The following is a 21,389-nucleotide window of genomic DNA, read 5'->3' on the forward strand; positions in this document are numbered from 1 at the left end:
TTCACATCAATCTTGATCCATTGGATGTAAGAACTCTTTAAATTTTTCATGCTCATAAATATCATCTTCTTTCTCAACCTCATAAAAATGACCATTTGGATAGAATTCTTTTAAAGTATTAAAAATATCATCTACATTTTCTTTATTACAAAAAAAGCCCATTCTAGAGGCTGATATTTTTCCATTAGGTATTACTGATATATAACTCACATCCGAAGCTTTAATTAATACCGTTTCATCAAAATACAACGTTTCAAACAGCATAGGTTTTAATCTAAAGTTAACCAATTTAAATGAAAGTAACGCACTGGCCCCTACTCCAATGAACGCCATAGGGCCAACAAAAACAACGGCAATCAAACATACAACGACACCCACTCGACCTATCATTCGTATGCATTGATAAGCGTACTCAGGCACCACATCTGCTTGCTCGGTTACTATTCCGTTTTTAGTGAACTTGTAAAGCCGTTTTATATCGGCGGATGCAAAAAAAATTAAAAATAGTGTCATTATGGTCCCACCACCACCAAATATAATGGCTTCACCTGCGTCTATTCCATCATCACTAAAATCATATAAAAACCAAAGCATCACACTGAAAAAACCAGCAGCCGCAAAATACCCTAAATATTGATGCTCTATGGTTTCATACTCATAAAGCACTTCTTCGTTGTATAAGGCCATTCTCATGGTTTCTATTTTGTCTTTATTGTCTATATCTTTATGAGTTAGCATTATTTAACCTCACAATCTCCATACCTAAGTTTTCTTTTTTTGAATAATCATTAAATGAAGTAACCTTATTTACATTTAGCTTTATATCCCCGCTACCACCTTGAAAACCTGAATAAGAAATAACATGAGGTGTTCTATTGGCTAAAACATCTAAACAAATGATTATATTAGAAATATCTTCTGAATGGTTTCGTTCAACTTTCATTTCATAACAATTATTATTTACTTTCGTAAAATTGACTTCTACTTCTGATTGACTCATCTCTTTATTTCCAATGAAATTATAATGTTTTATTGCTTTTTTAGATGCGCTTTTAATCACTTTAATTCCAAACCATTTATCGGATAAGTAATCAGGTAAATCAATTGTTAATGTCCATTGTTTGTCTGAATCAGAGCTTGACTGATACGTTCTAAGTATTCCAGTGTCTATCTGGGCAACAGGTTTATTTAATATGTTTTGCAAGTTAACTAGCTCTATTTCTGGTGCCCACTTAGCCGTCTTTACTCCCCATATGGACTGTACTAACCACAACTCCATATCGGTTCGTTTAAACATATTAATGAATACCGTTGCTGCAATATAAGCAATACCAAATACACTTAACCAAATAACCATCCAAGGAGCAAAAATCGCGCCTATTGACCCATTCATAAAACATGAAATTAGCTGAACAGAAAAGACTACTACTTGCCCGCCTAATGCGAATAATTTAAGTTTCTCAGCTATTCTTTCTTCTTTTGACAAAAGAGAGTTGTCTAATCGCTTATAGACATAATAAATTTCAGACACACTGGCGATTAATCCAGTAACAGCTACTAATCGAGTTAGATTAACGAATTTAGTAATGAGTTTTTTATTTGTTTTTAAAGCTTGCTTTCTTCTTTCATTCAATAAATCTTTATCTTTCATCACTTCAGCCCATGCCGCATCTCTTGATACCAAGGCGCAGGCATTGACTGTCCAAGAAGCCGTATAAACAACCTCTGCGGCAACTGATTTATATTCCTCTGTCGTCTTACTCTCTTGGTTTCTTTGAAGTAAATTTGAAAAAACGGTTATTGAGTTCCAAATGTTTAATGCTGCAACAACCCCATTCCAACTTGCTGAGCCTTTCCACTTCCTTTCCGAAAAACTAACAAGATCTGCCTTTGTATTCTTATATGCAGCCCAACTCTCTGCTACGCCTTTGCTGATTGCTCCTTTTACGTTTAACATTGAGCCGTTTTGTGAAACCTTAAGCATTTGAGGCATGTTCTCTGAAATAAATTCAGACGTTTTTTGTACTAGCACGGCAGCAAATTGTTCTTTCCGAATAATCGCAGCCATTGTTTTACTGTTAGATAATAAAAACTGATCATATTTTTTATTAAATGCCGCCAGTTCTTTAGGGTAATTAGGGTTTACAGAAACAATAAAACTGCTATCTGCTAGATTTTCCATGATGAGAACTCTGAAGCGAGCCATAAAGCTAAGTGCACTGAATTGATTTGTACGAGGTTGAATTGCATTGAGCATCTCCATCGAAGGTCGAAATTGCAGTATCGGATTGGCTTTATTACTTGCAATAAATGCAGCAAACACGACTTTAATATCGATATGAAGTAGCTTGTACCAATCAGAATCTTGAATTCTTACGTCACCTGTTAATGTATCGAATTCTGATAATCGAGTATGCAGTGCGATCATGTCACTAGGACTGCTCATATTAAGTCCAGCGCCACCTTCAGAGTAAATGGTTAACTCATCCACCACTTCTTTGGAATAGGCAAATGGGGCTAGTGCTAATAAATTATTTGGTTTACTCAGATCTAACATTTTTTCTAGGTAATGCTTAATCTCAGGAACATTAAAGCCTGATTGAACAAGCTCTACGGTTATTGGTGAAAATAGTTCGGATAAATAGCGTTGACCAACCTCTGTTTGGTTATCAATCCCGAAATACATAGGATCGATACCCATCTGTTCAATGGCATCGGTTACCTCTTTATGTTGATAAACTAACTTACTATTTAATGTTTCTACTTCTGATAATTTATCGTATTGTTCAAATAGGTATTCGTTTAATTCATTCCATCGAATTTCATCAAAATTTCGATATTGCCTTTTCCACTGAGAAGTATGTTCCTTTTTGATTTCAAAATTAAACCGCTCTTTTATGGTTTGTTTTTTCGCTTCTAACGCCTTATACCATGAGGTATTTTCTACCCCTTCGCCGACATGATATTCATAAGATGCTGAAGATTGTTGGACATTTTGCTCTTGGTATAAATACTCATTGATCTCTATTTCTAGCTTTAACCGTTCAATTGGATCTGATTTAATATGTTCAGGAAGTTGATCATCACTAAATGTTACCCTTGCTAAAGATCGTGTTAATTCAGCCATTTGAGCTTTGTACTCATCCTCCTCTGTTCCTTGTAGTTCAACAATACGCACGTATGTTTCTGACAACTTAAAAAACAGATCCGTTATATCTGCCAACTGATCATCCAGTGCAATATACAAAGCGCTGTTCTTTTCTAATAAATCGCATTGATAATCGGTTTCTAATACGGGTTTCTTATAAGTAGCGAGATGAAACTCATCATCAGAAGAATCATCGGCTTTTAATGGTGAACATGTTTTTTCAAACAAGATATCGGAGGGCTTTGGCGTACCAATATCAGCAACGGCATGGACAAAATCACGCATGCCACCACCGTGTTCTATCTCTAATATGTTTGAATAGGTTTTTAAGTCGACAGTTCGCATCCATTCGTTTCGACACTGAGTATTTGATCGCATGTGCTCACATAAGCGCCATGTCCAACGTTGGTGAGAAAATGATATGGTTAATGTGTCATTCTTAGAGTAAGACAAACAGCTTTTAGCCTCTCCTGCTTGACCTCTCTCTTCTGGTGCTTTGTCGGCTTCATCTGAGCCCCAATCAATCTTAATGAATTGAGTACCTTTCACCTGATATTCATGAAAGGTTTTATCTCTATTGCTATAAACGTAAAGCCAGCCATCTCTTAATTGTCTTAATGTATATTTTGAATGAGCAACATCAAAAAAGCCGTGACCTTTATGGGTATCAAGTAATGGGTGTATCTGCTCTTTCTCTTCATCATCCATATCATCAATCGCATAACGAACCGGAATAATGTCAATAACGCCAAACTTTACAGGGCAAGCTCCTACCGGGTTTTTCGCATCTTTTTTACTGCCACACATGGCGGCATTGTTTGCTTCGCTCATTCTTGTAAATCCTTTTGCATAGAGTGACGATATTGATAGGCCAAATCCGCCGCTTGTTTAATTCTTTGTTCTGGGGTTTGCTGCGATGTTTGATAGATCAATTCTGTGATTTTCGGGTATTTATCGGTTGTGATCGCTTCTTTTCCTAAATATCCCATCACATTCATAAAGAAGCAGACTTCAGTCTCATTTTGAAACCCTCTGCTGTAAGCGGCATCGAACCAATACTGAATCCATTTTTGTTTATCTATCACGCCCTCTAGACAATGTGGGAAGAAATATTCCACATGATTAAGTACATAGGCATAGGCATTTTCTGTCGCTAACTCTCCTAACGCTTGCCATTGTTCATCCGTTAAACGATAAGGTTTGATGCTTTTCATCTCAGTGCAAGGCGATAAGTAATGCGCCCATCCCTTTTTATATGGAAGCCAAACTTCATCAATGTGTTGCCAATACCAATCAGTTCCTGTCGAGAATAAAACATTGGCGCACCCTGAATGTGCTGATTTTAATATAATGGATGAACCATAAGGCGATTGAACCTTAATCACACTTCTTAAATGCTCTGCAAGGCTTTCTAGTTCTAATGGTGAACTGAATAAGAAACCGTCTAGCTGATCAAGTTGGCTTTCAAACCATTGTGCAATAACAGGCGTTGCTTTTACCAAATAAGGAGAGACTGATATCATGTCATCCCAAGGCTCATACAAATACAGTGGTTCTTGCTCTACTGCTGTATCTAATCGATATAGCTGTTTTAATACGTCGCCTTCCTGACTTGTATCTATCATCAAATAGAAAGAGGAGAAATCATCAATATTCAGAGAATCAAAGCACTCTGTTTCCATTACTCTTGCCCCTGATCTTGCTCGCATTCCTCGCAGATTGGATCCAATGTTTTTAATGCCTCGATCTGACGAATGGCGTGAATTTTACTTCTTGTGTATTCAGAGACCGTTGCGCTTTCAGCCACACTGCCTGCCATTTCACTCTGCTTCATGATTGGTTGGGTTGCTGTAATACCTGCATACCCACTGCCGCTTCCTGCACTTCCGCCTTTATTTAAGTCAATGGCAGCACCAAGTAGATGAATACCACCTGAATCTAGCTTCATTGTGCTACTGCCAGTGGTGATGGTCAGTTCACTACCGGCATCAAGGACTGCTTTATTACCCACCTTAATGTGTAACTCGGTGCCTATTTGTTCAAGCCGACTTCCTTGGATTTTTTGTTGAACAGAGCCTGATACTTGCTGGTGTGCGTCACCTTTAATTGAACTTAAATTATCTGATTGCACGGTTAAGTGATTATCTTTGGTGACTTGATGAAATTGATCATGATGCACAACAGAGTGATCATCATTAAATATCTCGCTAGTACGGTTGTTTTGAATTTGGCTATCCATGTCTTTCGCTGCATGAATATAGATCTGCTCTGACGCTTTTTTATCCTCAAAGCGCAACTCATTAAAATTATCCGCACCAATTGAGCTTGATGTTTTAAATGTACTGCGTGTTTTATGCTCTGGCAGTGTATATGGTGGTTTATTATCCCCGTTATACAGTGAACCTGTGATGATGGGTTTATCGGGATCCCCCTGAATGAAGCTAACGATCACTTCGTGTCCTATTCTTGGCAATACAAACTGACCGTATTGATTACCAGCCCATCCTTGTGAAGTACGAAGCCAACAACTGGTTTTCTCATCGGCTTGGCCATTTCTGTCCCAATGAAATTGAACTTTGACTCGTCCATGTTCATCACAATAGATCTCTTCACTCTCAGGGCCTGTGACTATTGCAGTATCAATATTATAAATATGAGGTTTCTCTATTTTTGCTAAACGATAAGGGACTGACCAAGGAATACATTGAAAACGAGATTCAAAATGAGAAGTTCCCTCTGCCAGTTCTTCTAACACTTGCGGTTGTCTACCTTCGTAATTAACCGAAGTAATTAACCAATTGGTATTCCACTCTTCTATCGGATGGTTTGATATGGGTTGAAAATACCCTGGTGTTAATTGCGGACTGTCGCTCTCTCCACGTAATATGGTTTGATTAGTACGTTTACTTTCAAGATAAAGGTTGGCTTGTTCTAAAGCTTGATAATCGTAATGCTCTAACGCCTCTTCACTGGCGGTGTTTTCTTTCTGCTCAGAACTTTTTTCTGCTTTGATTATTTGCTTTGGTTGATGAAAAGCATAATCTTTTATTGAATATTTACCAGTTTGAATGTTCTGTTCTTTAGCCAGTGAATAAATCACATCGCTCTCTTGTGCCATGCCATTTTCAGGCATAAATTCAAGTTCAGGAAGGTTTGTGTGGGTTTCTTTGCCATCAGAAATAATTAATTTGGATTGCGATTCTGTATGTTCAAAATAAGAAATTAATCCTTCTTCAGCCATTAAACGTTGCACAAATTGCGCATCAGTTTCACCATATTGCACACAATAATCTCGGTTCTCATGAGCATAATGAAGTTCAATTTCATAATGATGATTTAAAATTCCGGCTTTAGAATACATTTCAGAAATAATATCGTGTACTGGCTTGTGTTGAAAAATCTGATAATTATGTCGAAGTGATAACAAAGAAAATACAGGAACTAATGACAGTCGATACGTACTAAATCGAAATGATGTATTAATCTGCTCCATAGATTGAATCACACCATGAACAAACCGAGTATTAGCGTCACTATTCGCATTATCCCCATTAATACTTAATCGAGCAGGCAGCTGTAGCCACTCTTCTAAAATAAGATCTGGCTCCTCGCAAATGAAGGTAATATCAAACTGGTAGCCTTCACCTATTTTTTCGTCACCAGTAAATTCATAGACTTGAAGCGGCATATCTACCGTTGTTACATCCAAATCAAACTTTGATTGATTAGCATCCTGCATGGTCAACTCAGCCCTTAATTAACAGATTAATCAGTTACTTAGTAAAATTCACACTGAATGATATCAAGTTAATATTTAGTTTCTAATTTGATGAATAAATATGCGATCAACGACACTTCCACGCTTGAAAATCAATCAAACTAAAATTCATGCCAAAATTATTAGTCACTAATACCATTTAAAAAATCAACCAACGTTCAAAATCAATAGACATAAAAAAAGCCCAATTGCTTGAGCTTTAAATCTATTGACGATGTATAAAAAACAATTCGTTATGCGGTTCTTTTCTTATGACCTTCATCTAGATGGACAAAATCGACAAGATCATCACCACTCACTTGAAACGCTTGACCAAATCCTTTTACGAACAATCCTTGAATTGGCTTTAAACGAAACATTTTAAAATCTTCTAACGAACTCAAGCCGTCGATAATGTCGCCAAAGCGTTGTTTCATTTCATCAACCGCAAGTTGCCAATTGGCTTCTTCTCTATCAATTAAAATCGCCGTCGCATCAAACGTTAATCTTTTACGAGCAAACAGTTGTTTCGATGAATCTTCATCTTCGACAAGCATTAACGACACATCAGGGTTTTGTAGCAGATTTCTTGCATGACGTGCTATCTCTGAGATCAGCACATAGTAACCATCTTCTAATAACACAAAAGGAGCGTAGCTTACGTTTGGCTTTCCTTCGCAATCGACTGTTGCTAATTGAAGGGTTTTACGTGAATCACGAAACTCTTGAATTTCAGGACCAAGACGATTTTGTAATCTTTCCTGCTTAACATTTGAATTCATTTTTCTTTCCTTTTAAATTTGGTGCTGAGTTGTATGCTGAGCTGACTATTTTTTATTTATATTCTTGTTTTAAGACAGTAAACGCTGCAACTTGTTCTGGAATAAGTTGACGCTTTTTATCTCGACCTAAATAGATCTTAAATACCGAGTGGCCTTCATGATTAAAGAAGCCAAAGTAATGGCTTTCAGTTCCTCTGAACGGCTTGCTAATCAGTGCGATATCCTGAATTAAATCTAATTTTAAGTGACCGTGTAACTGTCCTTCTCGCCCCATCAGATTATAATAACCATGCGCTATTTTCCCTTTTGGAAATGGGGCTTTAACTTCAAAGATAGAACCAAATGAATGTACGATGGTTGTTACATCACCAAAACCTACTAGCCCTTCTAAAATCTCTTGGGTTTTCTGGCCTGATACCATGGTCACCATCTCTTTAGGTAATGATTTAACCACTTCGACTTCACTAATAGACAGTTGCTTAGCTATATCACTTGGTAATAATGATGGGTCATTTTCTAATAATTCGATAACGTGTTTATTCACTGGAATACTCTTATTATATTGATTAAATTTATGCAGCATGTTCATTAAAAACAGGCTGTTTGTTCGTCATTGATAAAGCAGATATCACACTTTGTGCTAAAGTCACTGCCCAAAATTCACCCGCTAGCGTTAAACTTAAATAATCGGCATTAACCTTAACTAATCCATTGTTTTGCCACTGTTTAAATAGCGGCATTAAGTATTGATAGACATCCTCTGATGTCTGCTGCATTAATGCTTTTCTTGATAGAACACCACGATCAAACCCTGCTTTAATCATTGAGAATAATCCTGCTGAAGAAGCGGATTGTGTCATCATTGCAATCGGCATTTGTTGAGCGTTAATTGACTGAATATAGGCGTCTAACGTGCGATGTTGCATAATGCCTACACCGCCAAGATTACCACCAGCACCACACCCTACAGGCAATACCTCTGCAGTGGTTTTAGCTAAACTGTTATAAATGCTTCTTTCACGATTACTGCGTGCCCAGTGGTTAACGCTCAAGCGATTCAGATGATGTTTGTTCATAAACTCCACACCATATTTATACATATACGCTTTTTCTTCGGTTGATGCGGGTTGTGGCAGTTTACCTTTATCAATCATGCCTTTCATGGGTGTTCCTCCCATTTCAATCAACTGATAAAGATCAACACCATGTGCATTTGTCTCTAAAAAATCATTAAGGTCTTGCTGCCAGATCTCTGCTGTTTGATAAGGAAGGCCATAAAGTAAATCAACCACAATGGGGGCTTGCTCTGAATCACTCAATTCTTGAATACGACGTAATACATACTCTTTATCATCAAGCCTCTTGGCTGAGCGTCTTACTTTTGTATTAAAGCTCTGTACACCAAATGAAAAACGATTAAAGCCACCTTCTAATGACTTATCAAACATCTCTTCGTCAAAACGGTTAATTCGCCCTTCTAGCGTAATTTCACAATCAGGGGTTAATGGGAACTGAGAGCGAATGGCTTTACCCAATTGTTCAATTTGATCTGCAGTAAGATCCGTAGGCGTTCCACCACCAATATATACCGCATGAAATGGCGCAGCTTGAGTCCAAGCGAGCTGCGCTTTCCATTTCAACTCAACTAATAAGGCATCAAAATATTCTTGTACTAGTTGCTTGCTTGAAGCGTGTTGAAAGAAATTGCAGTAAGTGCATCGCACACGACAAAAAGGAATATGTACATAGAGGCAACGATGCGTACTGATCTGTGTGGTTTCCGATGAAACGGAAGAAAAACGCTCATTAAACAAATCTGCCGAGATTGGTGTTGCGCCTCCCCCAGCATGAGCGGATGCTTTTCTTTGAAAGGCATACAGCAATGGCTCTGGTGTACTTTCACCGACAAGTGAAATAGGTAGCTGATTTAAGTCAATTTCTGTTCTCATGATTTCAATTCTTTTTAACTCGTTACTTCAAAGAGTTTTGCTTCTTTTTATATCATAAAGTATTTTCAAATGAGAATGCAATTGATAATTGATCTCATTCTTGTTTTGTTTATAATGTTGTCATCTTAAAAAAGTACTGAATTAAATGGAGACATTCGTGCTGAACTTTCGTTATCTAGCGGCAGCTGGTATTTCATTAGCTATTCATACCGCGCTTATTTGGTCTGTTCCTGAAAAAAAAGCCTTTGCTATGCCTACAGGTAGTACCTCATCACAAGTCAATATCCAGTTTGTCGTACCAAGTGTTCCTACCCCGCAATCAGTACAAACGAAAAAGAATGAGGTAACAAAGCCTAAAGAACAAACAAAGCAACAAGCGACGGTTGAAAAGAAAGTTCAAAAACAAGTGATGAAAAAGAAACCAACCGTTTCAAAACTAATTAAACCAGAAAAAAAGATTCTTAAAGAAAAAATAGAAACCAAACCAACAACTGAAACGGCTAAGAAAACAGAAAAACATGTTGAAAAAGAGTCAACAGCGGAACCAGTTGCTTCTAAATCAGGGGCAACAGAAAAACCACAATTAGTCCAAAAACCGAGTTTCTTAAAACGCCCAAACGCACCGCGTTACCCTCGCATAGCACAACGCAAAGGTATTGAAGGTACTGCGTTATATGAGATTTGGTTAAATGAAAATGGAAAACAAATTAAACAAGAGTTAATCACCTCATCAGGGGCACAAGTTCTTGATGAAGCCGCTCTTAATGCAATTCGTGATTGGCAATTTTCACCTCAAGTTATTAATGGCCAAGCGATTGCACATCGTGTGCAGATCCCTGTCCGATTTTCACTTAATTAATCAGTTATACCGGATTTAACTATGCTTAACTTTTCACACTTATATTCACAGCTTGGCATTATGGCATTACCGCTATTAGGGTGTTCATTACTCACTCTCGCCTTGTTACTTGAACGAACTATTCAGCTTTTACTTTTCTCTGGCTGCTCTCATAAAAAGATACAGTCAACGCTAAATCAATTAGAAAAAGACGATGCACATGGCATTCAATCCTTTATTAAAGAATTAAAAAAACGCCGTGCTCTCTCGGCAAAAGGCAATGCCATGCTACTTGCTCATCGTGATTTTGAAAAAGGATTACGAGAGGATGTGGCAGGATTATGGCTTCAAGAAAAACGCCATCAATTACGATCTGGACTGCGCCTTTTAGCTCTTATTGGCATGATCAGTCCATTGTTAGGACTATTAGGTACCGTTCTTGGTTTAATTGATATGTTTAAAGATGTAGCGGCAACGACGGGCTCTATTACACCGAATATTCTGGCGGATGGCTTGGGACTAGCAATGCGTACGACTGCGATTGGTTTGATCATTGCCTTACCCGCTATCGCAAGCTCACAACTTCTAGGCTTATGGGCTGATCGTATCTTGTCACGTTTGGAGCATTCATTAAATTACACTAATTTGTGGATTGAAGGCGTATTCAGCTCAAGTGATTCAATGACGGAGATTAACCAACATAAAATCATCAAGGTGAATGCATGATTAAGTCACCGTCCTCTGCTGCTGAAGAATCCATTCAGCCTGATCTGACCCCTTTACTCGATATTATTTTCATCGTAATGGTCTTTTTATTACTGACCGCGACAGTGAAACTTCAATCTTTAGAAGTGAGCTTACCGACAGCGGATACCGAATCGGTAAGTGACGTAGACAGTAAATCTTTTACCATCAATATATTAGAACAACCTCCATATTGGGGATTGGATGGCCATTCCTATTCAACGTGGGACTCTTTTACTACCGCATTATTGCAAAAAGTAAAAAGTAAGCCTGAGTTTCAAGTGGTTATCGCCTCAGATAAGACAGCTGAAATTCAGCATATGGTGAAATTATTAGCCTTTTTACAAGACAACAATATTAAAGCGACTCAAATTTTAATGGACGAAAATAAATCATGATTAACTCAAAGCTTACCTCTTCTCTTCTAACTATTGCATTACTTTCATTCTCATCCATTAGTACGGCACAAGAACGTATTATTAGTGCTGGAAGTGCCGTTACGGAGTTAATTTACGCGCTAGGTGCAGAAGACTCTCTTATTGCCGTTGATGTAACGAGCAAAATGCCGCAGACCCAATCCTTACCTAAAATTGGTTATCACCGCCAATTATCGACAGAAGGATTATTAGCCTTACAACCAACACAAATCATTGGTTCCGACGAAATGGGACCTCAAAGTACACTAGATTTGCTTTCTCAATCGAATGTAAAGGTGAATATCGTAAACACGACACCAACGGTTCAAGGCTTATTAAATCGTATTGACGAAATCGCCTCTATTACTCAACATCAATCGCAAGCAGAAGCCATCAAGGATCAAGTAAATAAAAAAGTCGCGTTACTAAGCAGTAATATTCCAAGTAAAGCGAAACAGAAAAAAGTCATTTACCTTTTATTACATGAAGGTAGAGCACCTTATGTGGCAGGCAGTGATACGACAATGGATGAATTGATCCATTTAGCAGGAGCAAATAACCCTGCAAACTCATCGATATCATCGTTTAAACCCATTTCAATGGAGGCAATGATATCAATGCAACCTGACGTTGTTTTAGTCAGTAACCGCAGCATCAAGAAGTTAAAAGGCATTGATAACATTATTGAATCGATTCCAACCTTAGCCTCCACGCCTGCTGGTATTAATAAACAAATTATTGGTATTGATGGCTCTGCACTCGTCGGTGGTCTTGGGTTGGCGACACTTGATGAGGCTGCTCGTTTGAATACCCTTCTTTACCCTTAAGTGATTATTATGTTGTTAAAGTACATCTCTTATTCAAAATTACTGTGGTTAAGTGGCTTTTCTCTACTTATTATCGCTGTCAGCTCCATTGCGACAGGACCAATGAACATTACTCTAAATGATAGTTTTCATAGTCTTATGCCTTGGTCAACAGATGAAATTCCGACGCACATTAATTTGATCATTCATCAAGTTCGTCTACCAAGAACCATCCTTTGTATGCTTGTTGGTGCCATATTGGCTATTTCTGGTGTTGTCATGCAGGGGTTATTTCGAAATCCTCTTGCTGAACCTGGGATCATTGGTGTATCTGCTGGGGCTGCACTGGGCGCTGCAATGGCAATCGTATTATTTTCATCCGTTGCTCAGCAATTTCCTATTTTTATGAATTTTGCCGCTGTACCTATTTTTGCTTTTCTTGGTGGCGCAATAACCACGCTAATTGTCTATCGATTAGGTACCAGTAAATTTGGCACCTCAATTACCGTTATGCTACTCGCTGGTGTGGCTATTAGCGCTTTATCTGGTGCTGGAATTGGCTATTTGAATTTCATTGCCGATGATCAAATGCTTCGCGACCTCTCTTTATGGTCTATGGGATCACTAGCCGGAGCAAAATGGAATGACCTACTGCTTGCAGGTATTGGTCTTATCACTCTGCTTATTTTATTTATGAAGAATGCATCAGGACTTAACGCCCTACTTCTTGGTGAAGCAGAAGCAAAACATTTAGGCATTAATGTTCAATCATTAAAGAAACGTATGATCATTTTAAGTGCTGTAGGTGTTGGTATTACCGTTAGCTTATCTGGAATGATTGGGTTTATTGGATTAATCATCCCTCACCTTGGTCGCATGTTGTCAGGTCCTAATCATAAAACCTTACTGCCTCTTTCAGCATTACTTGGCGGTCTTTTATTAACTGCAGCAGATATGTTTGCTCGTGTTGCCGTTAGCCCTGCTGAACTGCCTGTTGGTATCGTGACGGCCATTATTGGTGCGCCTTTCTTTTTGTATTTACTCTTTACCCAGCGAGGTAAAATTTAATGAGCCATTCTTCATTAGCAATCTCAGCCAAAAATATTTCCTATCGTATTGGTTCTAAAATAATTTTAGATGACATTAACTTAGATCTTCGTTGTGGTGAAGTCACAACACTACTTGGGCCAAATGGTGCCGGAAAAAGTACATTACTGAAATTGTTATGTGATGAAATCACCTCTTTTAATGACATCAGTTATTTCGGAAAAGCAAAAGACCAATGGGATAGTAATGAACTAGCAAAACGGCTTGGGGTTCTCCCTCAGCACAGTACCCTCTCTTTTGCTTTTAATGTAAATGAAGTGGTAGAGCTTGGAGGATTACCATTAGCACTATCGAATCAAGCATTACGAGAAATCACATCAGGCATGATGCAAAAAACGGGAATAAGTCATTTAGCTGAAAGATCCTACCCCTCTTTATCTGGTGGTGAAAAGCAACGAGTTCATTTAGCACGAGTGCTAACTCAAGTAAGCCAACATCAGCAGAAAATCGTGATGTTAGATGAACCGACGTCAGCGTTAGATCTTTCGCATCAACACAATACATTAAAGTTAGCAAGAGAGTTAGCGAGCGAAGGTGCTGCAGTTATTGTGGTACTGCATGACTTGAATTTGGCTGCACAATATTCTGATCGAGTGATTGTACTCCAAGATGGAAAACTCCAAGCAGACGGCGCTCCATGGGAGGCAATAACATCAGAAATGATAGAGAATGTGTATGGACATAAAACCTTAGTGCAAGCCCACCCTACATTGAATTTCCCTGTGGTTTTTGCGGCATAAAAACCAAAGAGGTTTCAATAAAAGAGCCAATATGTTTATGTTGGCTCTTTAGGATTAGATTGAATAAAAATACAGATCAACGCATCTTAAATATTTCTTTATGAAATGATGCTTCAGGAAGACCGTTAGCCATCAAACCTTGTTTTAAACTCATTCCAAACCCTTCAGGTCCGCAAAAACTAACAGAAAATGAATCACTATCGATTTTCTTTAGAATCTGCTCAGTAGTTAATCTACAGCCCTTATCTGACTCTATAAGATGTAATTCAATAAAATCCATATGACGCAAAATAGTTGTAATTTCGGCACTGAAAAAGGCTTCTTTCTCATTATTTACACAATAAAAAAGGTGTATTTTTTCAATATTTTTTGTAGCTTTATCGGTGGCCTTTTGTAACCAATATAATCGCGATAATAATGGTACGATCCCAATTCCTGCCCCTACCCATACTTGGTTCATATCAGATGGGACTTGAAAGTAACCATAACCGCCTTCAACTGTTGCTTTTTTTCCTACTGCAATTTGGTTAATTAATTGATGCGTATAATCCCCAAGATCTTTAATCCCAAACTCAACCAATCTTGTCTTTTCGTTATAATTTAAAATAGAAAATGGATGCGGTGCTTCACCGTCATGAAAATTGATATAAGCAAACTGTCCCTCTTTATATCGCAATTCACTCTCAAGTTTAATTTGAAGACGAGCCACCACAGTAAACTCAGACTCATCTTTAAATAGATCAACCTGAACCACCTCACCGTCTATTTTACTTTTATTACCAATAGAACCCGTTAGTGAAAGTATTGCACACCAAACTGAAATAACAGATATCAGTATTATTGCAATATTCATTGGGATTAATGAAAGATCCCATTTGATCAAAAACAGCGTATGAAACACACCAGCCAACATTAATGCCCCACCAATTTTGTGGATCCCTTTAAATTTTTTATAACTGACTCTTTCAACCAAACTAATGATGATAAAAAGTATAAAAAACTTAAACGATATATCACCCACTTTCTCTGCAAGAGATACCCAGTCAACCCCAGTAATTACTCTCTCTTTTCCTGCATGAGATGGACGTACAAGCCAACCTAGTTGCACAGCCCAGTGTGCAGATTTAATCACTAACCAGTGCAAGAGCAGAGCAATAAAAGCTGAAATCCCTAATTTTTTATGTAAACCATAAGCCTTATCTAGCCCTTTTACTAATCGTTCTGTCCATTTAAAGCGAGCGGAAAGAACAATAGCGGCGCCCATATAAGCAAAACCAAGCCAACCAGTTAAGACGATTAATTGTTTACGTAAATCCATCACACTATCAAATTGAGTAAGTGATGAAACAAAAGATGGCAGCCATAGCAAAAGCAACAGAACAGTAAATTTGCGCATTTTCAATACTCATTAAATGAATTAATTGAGTGAATAATAGACTTTTGTTGTTAAATCAAAAGTAACTTTACGTTAGTTGTATAAGCTTTACAGAAACTGACAGAGGGAGAAACAAGAGATTAATAAGATGGTATATGAATAAATTGGAGGCATAAAAAAAGGAGAGCTAGTGCTCTCCTTATTTAGTCTTAAAGCCTTTGAAACTGTTCTAATTAAAGAGCAGCTTTCGCCTTAGCAACAAGAGCAGCGAATGCTACTTTGTCGAATACAGCGATGTCAGCTAGGATCTTACGATCGATTTCAATAGATGCTTTCTTAAGACCGTTAATGAAACGGCTGTAAGACATCTCGTTTTGACGAGCTGCAGCATTGATACGAGCGATCCAAAGTTGACGGAAAACACGCTTTTTGTTGCGACGGTCACGGTAAGCATATTGACCTGCTTTAGTAACTGCCTGGAAAGCTACACGGTAAACACGTGAACGTGCTCCGTAGTAACCTTTAGCTTGTTTTAGAACTTTCTTATGACGTGCACGAGCTTGTACACCACGTTTTACGCGAGGCATTGTGTCTCTCCTAAACTAAAATTAAATAAATACTAAAAATTATGCGTATGGAAGCATACGTGCAACTGCTGCTACTTCACATTTTGGAAGTAGAGAGTTTGGACGAAGCTGACGCTTGTTTTTAGTAGTACGTTTAGTCAGGATGTGACGTTTCGTAGCGTGCTTAAATTTGATACCACCAGCAGTTTTCTTAAAACGCTTAGAAGCACCTTTGTTTGATTTCATCTTAGGCATGATGAATATAACTCCGCATTGTTGCGTGATTAAACATATAGTAATTAGGCGAATAAAACAGGATAACTGCGAGCAGTTACCCCACTTTACTACTTGAATGCACTAAATTACTTCTTCTTAGGGGCCAACACCATAATCATCTGGCGACCTTCAATTCTCGATGGGAAAGATTCAACTAGAGCAAACTCTTCAGTATCCGCTTTCAAACGATTAAGAACGTCAACACCGATGTTTTGGTGAGCCATTTCGCGGCCACGGAAGCGAATTGTTACCTTCACTTTGTTGCCGTCTTCAAGGAAACCAGTCAGGTTGCGTAGTTTTACCTGATAGTCTCCAATATCAGTTCCAGGTCTAAATTTAATTTCTTTAGTCTGAACCTGTTTTTGTTTTTTCTTCTGTTCTTTAGCAGCCTTAGCCTTTTCGAAGAGGAATTTGCCATAGTCCATCACACGACAAACTGGTGGCTCGGCATTCGGGCTGATTTCAACTAGATCGACACCTGCTTCAAGTGCAACGTCTAACGCTTCATTTAGTGAAACGACACCAACTGATTCGCCATCTAGACCTGTAAGGCGCACTTCTTTAACGCCAGTAATTTCACCGTTTAGACGATGAGCATTTTGTTTAGCCGGCTGTTGGGCTCTTTTTCCGCCTTTAATACCTTATTCCTCCACAGTATTGAGCGTTCGGGCACTAACTTCTTGCTGCAGGAATGCAACAAAATCATCAATTTTAAATTTACCCAAATCTTTACCTTTACGAGTACGTACTGCAATTTCGCCAGCTTCCATTTCTTGGTCACCACAAACAAGCATGTACGGAACACGTTTCAAAGTATGTTCCCTGATTTTAAAGCCAATCTTCTCATTTCTCAAGTCCGCTTTGGCTCTAAATCCATTTTTTTGCAGTTTTTTTGCAATTTCTTGTACATAATCAGCTTGTTTGTCTGTAATGCCCATTACAATTGCTTGTTCTGGAGCCAACCATGTTGGGAAAAAGCCTGCGTAATCTTCAATTAAGATACCAATGAATCGCTCAAGAGAACCTAAAATCGCGCGGTGAATCATCACTGGTGTGTGACGTTCGTTATCTTCACCTACGTAAGTTGCCCCTAAACGCTCTGGTAATGCAAAATCGAGTTGTACTGTACCACATTGCCACGCACGGTCCAGACAATCATGCAAAGTAAATTCAATTTTCGGTCCGTAGAATGCACCTTCACCCTCTTGAATCTCATAAGCGATTTCCATCGACTCTAGAGCAAGGATTAAATCGGCTTCTGCTTTGTCCCACATTTCGTCAGAACCCACACGTTGTTCAGGACGTGTAGATAACTTAACTACGATGTTTTCAAAACCGAACGTTGTATATGTATCATAAACCATCTCAATACATGATTTCACTTCATCTTGCACTTGTGCTTCTGTACAGAAGATATGTGCATCATCTTGAGTAAAGCCACGAACACGCATGATGCCGTGTAAAGCACCTGATGGCTCGTTACGGTGACATGAACCGAACTCAGCCATACGTAATGGCAGATCACGGTATGATTTCAGACCTTGGTTAAAGATTTGAACGTGACCAGGACAGTTCATAGGCTTGATAGCGTATTCACGGTTCTCAGAGCTTGTTGTGAACATCGCCTCAGCGTATTTATCCCAGTGACCAGAACGCTCCCAAAGTACACGGTCCATCATTAATGGGCCTTTAACTTCTTGGTAATCGTATTCTGTTAGTTTTTCACGTACGAATACTTCTAGCTCACGGAAGATAGTCCAACCGTTGTGGTGCCAGAAAACCATACCTGGTGCTTCTTGTTGCATATGGAACAGATCAAGATGCTTACCAATCTTACGGTGGTCACGCTTTGCTGCTTCTTCTAGGCGGATAAGGTGTGCTTTAAGCAGTTTCTTATCTTGGAATGCAGTGCCATAGATACGTTGAAGCATTTTGTTGTCGCTATTACCACGCCAGTATGCACCAGCCACACTCAGAATCTTAAAGTTCTGGCAGAAGCTCATGTTTGGAACGTGAGGACCACGACACATGTCGATGTATTCTTCATGATGGTATAAACCTGGACGATCGTCTTTAGATACGTTTTCGTCAAGGATTTCAATTTTGTACGTTTCGCCACGAGCATCGAATGCATCGCGCGCTTCTTGCCAGCTTACGTTCTTCTTGATTACTTGGTACTTGGTTTTAGCAAGGTCTTTCATACGCTTTTCAATCTTATCAAGATCTTCTTGCGTTAAAGAATGCTCCATATCGATATCGTAGTAGAAACCGTTATCAATAGTTGGACCAATCGCCATTTTAGCTTCAGGGAAAAGCTGCTTAACTGCGTGACCTAAAAGGTGCGCACAAGAGTGACGAATAATTTCTAAACCGTCTTCATCTTTTGCTGTGATGATTTCAAGTTGTGCGTCATTTTCAATTAAATCACACGCATCAACACGAACGCCATCAACACGACCAGCGATACAAGCTTTCGCAAGACCTGGACCGATGTCAGCAGCAACATCCATAGTAGAAACAGCATTATCGAATTGACGTTGAGAACCGTCTGGAAGAGTAATTACAGGCATGTTTTATCCTTTACAGTGGTGTTGCACACGAAGCAACACTTGTTAAATTAATAAAGCATTTAAAATTAAATACTTAATTGCGAATTTTCTATATATCTTTACCGTTGGTACAAAGCTAGGTACAAATACAGATGTACGTTGCTTAGTGTGTGAGCATTGTAACGAATTTAAATGAAATAACAACACGCAGCTTGCATAGGTAAGTCTAGAAATATTCCCTCTATATATAGAGAGAGTCAAACCCAACAAAATATAACTGTATATATATACAGTCATATTTGTTTTTGATACTCTTTCTTGGTGTTTATGCCTTGAGTACCTGAGACCCAAACTATTTTGGAGAGGAAGCATAAAGACCAACCTAGCCACATCATGTGGCTAGGTATCTTTAATTCAAGGCTCTATTATTTATGGAGTATCGAATGCACGCACCTATCGTAAAAAGTAACTTGTTACACCTAATCAATGGCGATTGCCTTAATCACTTAAAAACATTACCAACCAATTCTGTTGATCTCATTTTAACTGACCCACCCTACTTTCAAGTAAAGAAGAACGCTTGGGACAATCAATGGCCTAATGTGGAAAGCTTCATAGCTTGGCTTGATGATGTCTTAGTTGAACTTTGGCGAGTTCTAAAACCCTCTGGAAGTCTATATCTATTCTGTGGGCCTAAGTTGGCCGCAAATACTGAGCTTTTAATTAAAGCTCGTTTCGATGTATATAATCACATTGTATGGGCTAAGCCATCCGGGATATGGAAACGAGCACATAAACCTAATCTGCGATCTTTTTTTCCATCAACAGAACGGATCATATTTGCAGGACATTATGATTCAGAAGGGTTTGCCAAAGGTGCCAGTCAATATTCAATCAAGTGTAATGAATTAAAAGCAGAAGTTTTTAAACCTCTTATCGATTATTTTAAAAATGCTCGAGAAGTCCTGGGTATTTCAGCTAAAGAGATTAATGAAGCTACCGGCACACAAATGTGCTCTCATTGGTTTTCATACAGTCAATGGAAACTCCCTACAGAGAAACAATACACCCAGCTACAACTGCTCTTTTCTAAACGTAATCATGAGTTAAATAAAAGTCATAATGAGTTATGTAACGAATATTCAGCTCTACAAACAAAGTTCACGGTACTACTGAAAGAATATGATGATTTAAAGCGAGAGTATGAATTATTAAGACGCCCATTCAAAGTTACAGATGAAGTTCCTTATACTGATGTTTGGACTTTTGCTCCTGTTCAATACTATCCAGGTAAACACCCTTGTGAAAAACCTGCGGATTTACTCGAGCACATAATTCAAACCAGCAGCCGCAAAGGCCAAGTCGTATTGGATGCTTTTATGGGATCAGGTTCTACTGGCAAATCATGCGTGAAATTAAAGAGACCATTTATTGGAATAGAAATGGAAGAAGATACTTATCAAAATGCAGTCAGTAACATTCTTAAATAGTTTAGCCTACGACATAAAGACACTGACTAATATTAGCTAGTGTCTTTATATAATGCCTTTTTAATCAGCGTTACGCATCACGCTAACTCAGAATGAAGTAACTAAGGTGGTAATTTCTAAGCTGTTGGTGGTGACCATAGAGCCCGAAAAATTTTTATTCCCCGGGATGTAGCCCCGTAGGTAGGGATTTAAGCTCTAGAAGTACCTATCAAATAGATAAAAGACTGCAAACAAAATCATCATACCTAGAATGCAATACAATACTTTTAACAAGTGATCAGTTTTCTTTTCTAATAGAGTCAAACGCTCATCTACTTCATTTTGAACTATCATATTTATCTCTGGTGGTGATTTAGTTAAACCAAAACCAAGCAAAATAGCACTTAATGAGAAGCCAAAGAATGACACAAACATACGAATAATATTCAATGGCATAATTAACAGATCAATTCTTTTTTGTTCTTCTTCCGTTATAAACTTCTTGAATGGTTCTAATGACACATCGCCTGAGCCTTTAGTTATAGCCTCTACTAATAAATGTTGATTGCTAATTATTATCTCCATATATTTATAATTAGAAAAATCTTGTGTTACTGTGTTAATTATATCGATATACCCTTCATTAAGTAGAGCGCATATAAGTGATGAGGCAAAAAGAAAAATACTATAATGAATGCACTCTTCTGAACTTAAATTTTTACCCTTACTGAGCGCTTTGTAACAAAAAAACAGAACCGGAATTAACACCGCCAAAGTCGAAAACATGATTTTCATTTCAACAGAAAGTTCACTTCCCATATAACTCAAATATAAATAAAAATACGATAAAAGAAGTTTACCGTATTT

20 protein-coding genes are annotated in these 21,389 nt (G+C 38.2%); 7 read left to right on the forward strand and 13 right to left on the reverse strand.

The annotated features are described in order from the left end of the window. Positions 1-6: 6 nt before the first annotated feature. The 7 genes from PVK71_RS11355 to hutW all read right to left on the reverse strand — a co-directional run bounded on the left by PVK71_RS11355 (position 7) and on the right by hutW (position 9,636). A complete protein-coding gene (locus PVK71_RS11355) occupies positions 7-738 on the reverse strand; it encodes a hypothetical protein (RefSeq protein WP_274418939.1) in 732 nt (243 codons plus the stop codon). Continuing rightward, complete coding sequence (locus PVK71_RS11360; RefSeq protein WP_274418938.1) at positions 725-3,979, reverse strand: T6SS effector BTH_I2691 family protein; 3,255 nt, start codon at positions 3,977-3,979, stop codon at positions 725-727. Before PVK71_RS11360 ends, PVK71_RS11355 begins: the two co-directional genes overlap by 14 nt. Then, the gene (locus tag PVK71_RS11365) at positions 3,976-4,830 is read right to left on the reverse strand and encodes a DUF4123 domain-containing protein (RefSeq protein WP_274418937.1); all 855 of its coding nucleotides are present in this window, start codon (positions 4,828-4,830) and stop codon (positions 3,976-3,978) included. The genes PVK71_RS11360 and PVK71_RS11365 overlap by 4 nt, the downstream gene beginning before the upstream one ends. Further along, positions 4,830-6,887, reverse strand: coding sequence for a type VI secretion system tip protein TssI/VgrG (tssI, locus tag PVK71_RS11370; protein ID WP_274418935.1), 2,058 nt, complete (start codon positions 6,885-6,887; stop codon positions 4,830-4,832). The genes PVK71_RS11365 and tssI overlap by 1 nt, the downstream gene beginning before the upstream one ends. 272 nt (positions 6,888-7,159) lie before the next feature. Continuing rightward, on the reverse strand, positions 7,160-7,687 hold the full coding sequence (gene hutZ, locus PVK71_RS11375; RefSeq protein ID WP_011261844.1) for a heme utilization protein HutZ: 528 nt from the start codon (positions 7,685-7,687) through the stop codon (positions 7,160-7,162). Positions 7,688-7,739: 52 nt separating this feature from the next. Beyond that, positions 7,740-8,276: a heme utilization cystosolic carrier protein HutX gene (gene hutX, locus PVK71_RS11380; RefSeq protein ID WP_443111715.1), complete on the reverse strand. Its 537-nt coding sequence runs from the start codon at positions 8,274-8,276 to the stop codon at positions 7,740-7,742. Further along, positions 8,260-9,636, reverse strand: a complete 1,377-nt coding sequence (gene hutW, locus PVK71_RS11385) for a heme anaerobic degradation radical SAM methyltransferase ChuW/HutW (RefSeq protein WP_274418933.1) — start codon at positions 9,634-9,636, stop codon at positions 8,260-8,262. Before hutW ends, hutX begins: the two co-directional genes overlap by 17 nt. 157 nt (positions 9,637-9,793) lie before the next feature. Between hutW and PVK71_RS11390 the strand changes: the two genes are divergently transcribed. The 6 genes from PVK71_RS11390 to PVK71_RS11415 are packed head-to-tail and all read left to right on the forward strand — an operon-like array spanning position 9,794 to position 14,287. Further along, entirely contained in the window at positions 9,794-10,495 is a 702-nt protein-coding gene (locus PVK71_RS11390; RefSeq protein ID WP_274418930.1) for an energy transducer TonB, read from the forward strand. A 21-nt stretch (positions 10,496-10,516) separates the two neighbouring features. Continuing rightward, positions 10,517-11,200 carry a MotA/TolQ/ExbB proton channel family protein gene (locus tag PVK71_RS11395; RefSeq protein WP_274418928.1) on the forward strand — a complete coding sequence of 228 codons (684 nt, stop codon included), beginning with the start codon at positions 10,517-10,519 and terminating at the stop codon, positions 11,198-11,200. Then, positions 11,197-11,616, forward strand: a complete 420-nt coding sequence (locus PVK71_RS11400; protein ID WP_146861286.1) for an ExbD/TolR family protein — start codon at positions 11,197-11,199, stop codon at positions 11,614-11,616. Before PVK71_RS11395 ends, PVK71_RS11400 begins: the two co-directional genes overlap by 4 nt. After that, a complete protein-coding gene (locus PVK71_RS11405) occupies positions 11,613-12,461 on the forward strand; it encodes a heme/hemin ABC transporter substrate-binding protein (RefSeq protein WP_274418926.1) in 849 nt (282 codons plus the stop codon). The genes PVK71_RS11400 and PVK71_RS11405 overlap by 4 nt, the downstream gene beginning before the upstream one ends. Positions 12,462-12,470: 9 nt before the next feature. Next, positions 12,471-13,508: a FecCD family ABC transporter permease gene (locus PVK71_RS11410; RefSeq protein WP_274418925.1), complete on the forward strand. Its 1,038-nt coding sequence runs from the start codon at positions 12,471-12,473 to the stop codon at positions 13,506-13,508. Next, a complete protein-coding gene (locus tag PVK71_RS11415) occupies positions 13,508-14,287 on the forward strand; it encodes a heme ABC transporter ATP-binding protein (RefSeq protein WP_274418924.1) in 780 nt (259 codons plus the stop codon). Before PVK71_RS11410 ends, PVK71_RS11415 begins: the two co-directional genes overlap by 1 nt. 76 nt (positions 14,288-14,363) lie before the next feature. On the opposite strand, the gene PVK71_RS11420 is transcribed toward PVK71_RS11415, so the two are convergent. The 5 genes from PVK71_RS11420 to thrS all read right to left on the reverse strand — a co-directional run bounded on the left by PVK71_RS11420 (position 14,364) and on the right by thrS (position 19,074). Then, entirely contained in the window at positions 14,364-15,683 is a 1,320-nt protein-coding gene (locus PVK71_RS11420; RefSeq protein WP_274418923.1) for a ferredoxin reductase family protein, read from the reverse strand. A gap of 212 nt (positions 15,684-15,895) precedes the next feature. Continuing rightward, on the reverse strand, positions 15,896-16,249 hold the full coding sequence (gene rplT, locus PVK71_RS11425; RefSeq protein WP_045102152.1) for a 50S ribosomal protein L20: 354 nt from the start codon (positions 16,247-16,249) through the stop codon (positions 15,896-15,898). A gap of 39 nt (positions 16,250-16,288) precedes the next feature. Beyond that, the gene (rpmI, locus tag PVK71_RS11430) at positions 16,289-16,483 is read right to left on the reverse strand and encodes a 50S ribosomal protein L35 (protein ID WP_005419080.1); all 195 of its coding nucleotides are present in this window, start codon (positions 16,481-16,483) and stop codon (positions 16,289-16,291) included. 107 nt (positions 16,484-16,590) lie between these two features. Next, positions 16,591-17,142 (reverse strand): translation initiation factor IF-3, encoded by a 552-nt coding sequence (infC, locus tag PVK71_RS11435; protein WP_130047836.1) that lies wholly within the window; start codon positions 17,140-17,142, stop codon positions 16,591-16,593. A 3-nt stretch (positions 17,143-17,145) separates the two neighbouring features. Next, complete coding sequence (gene thrS / locus PVK71_RS11440; protein ID WP_130045361.1) at positions 17,146-19,074, reverse strand: threonine--tRNA ligase; 1,929 nt, start codon at positions 19,072-19,074, stop codon at positions 17,146-17,148. A gap of 422 nt (positions 19,075-19,496) precedes the next feature. On the opposite strand from thrS, the gene PVK71_RS11445 reads away from it, so the two are divergent. Further along, on the forward strand, positions 19,497-20,543 hold the full coding sequence (locus PVK71_RS11445) for a DNA-methyltransferase (RefSeq protein ID WP_274418920.1): 1,047 nt from the start codon (positions 19,497-19,499) through the stop codon (positions 20,541-20,543). 195 nt (positions 20,544-20,738) lie between these two features. Here PVK71_RS11445 and PVK71_RS11450 read toward each other — a convergent pair whose 3' ends face one another. Beyond that, entirely contained in the window at positions 20,739-21,341 is a 603-nt protein-coding gene (locus PVK71_RS11450; RefSeq protein WP_274418919.1) for a hypothetical protein, read from the reverse strand. Positions 21,342-21,389: the final 48 nt, after the last annotated feature.

The sequence above is a fragment of the Aliivibrio sp. S4MY1 genome, assembly GCF_028765545.1.
GTDB lineage: Bacteria > Pseudomonadota > Gammaproteobacteria > Enterobacterales > Vibrionaceae > Aliivibrio.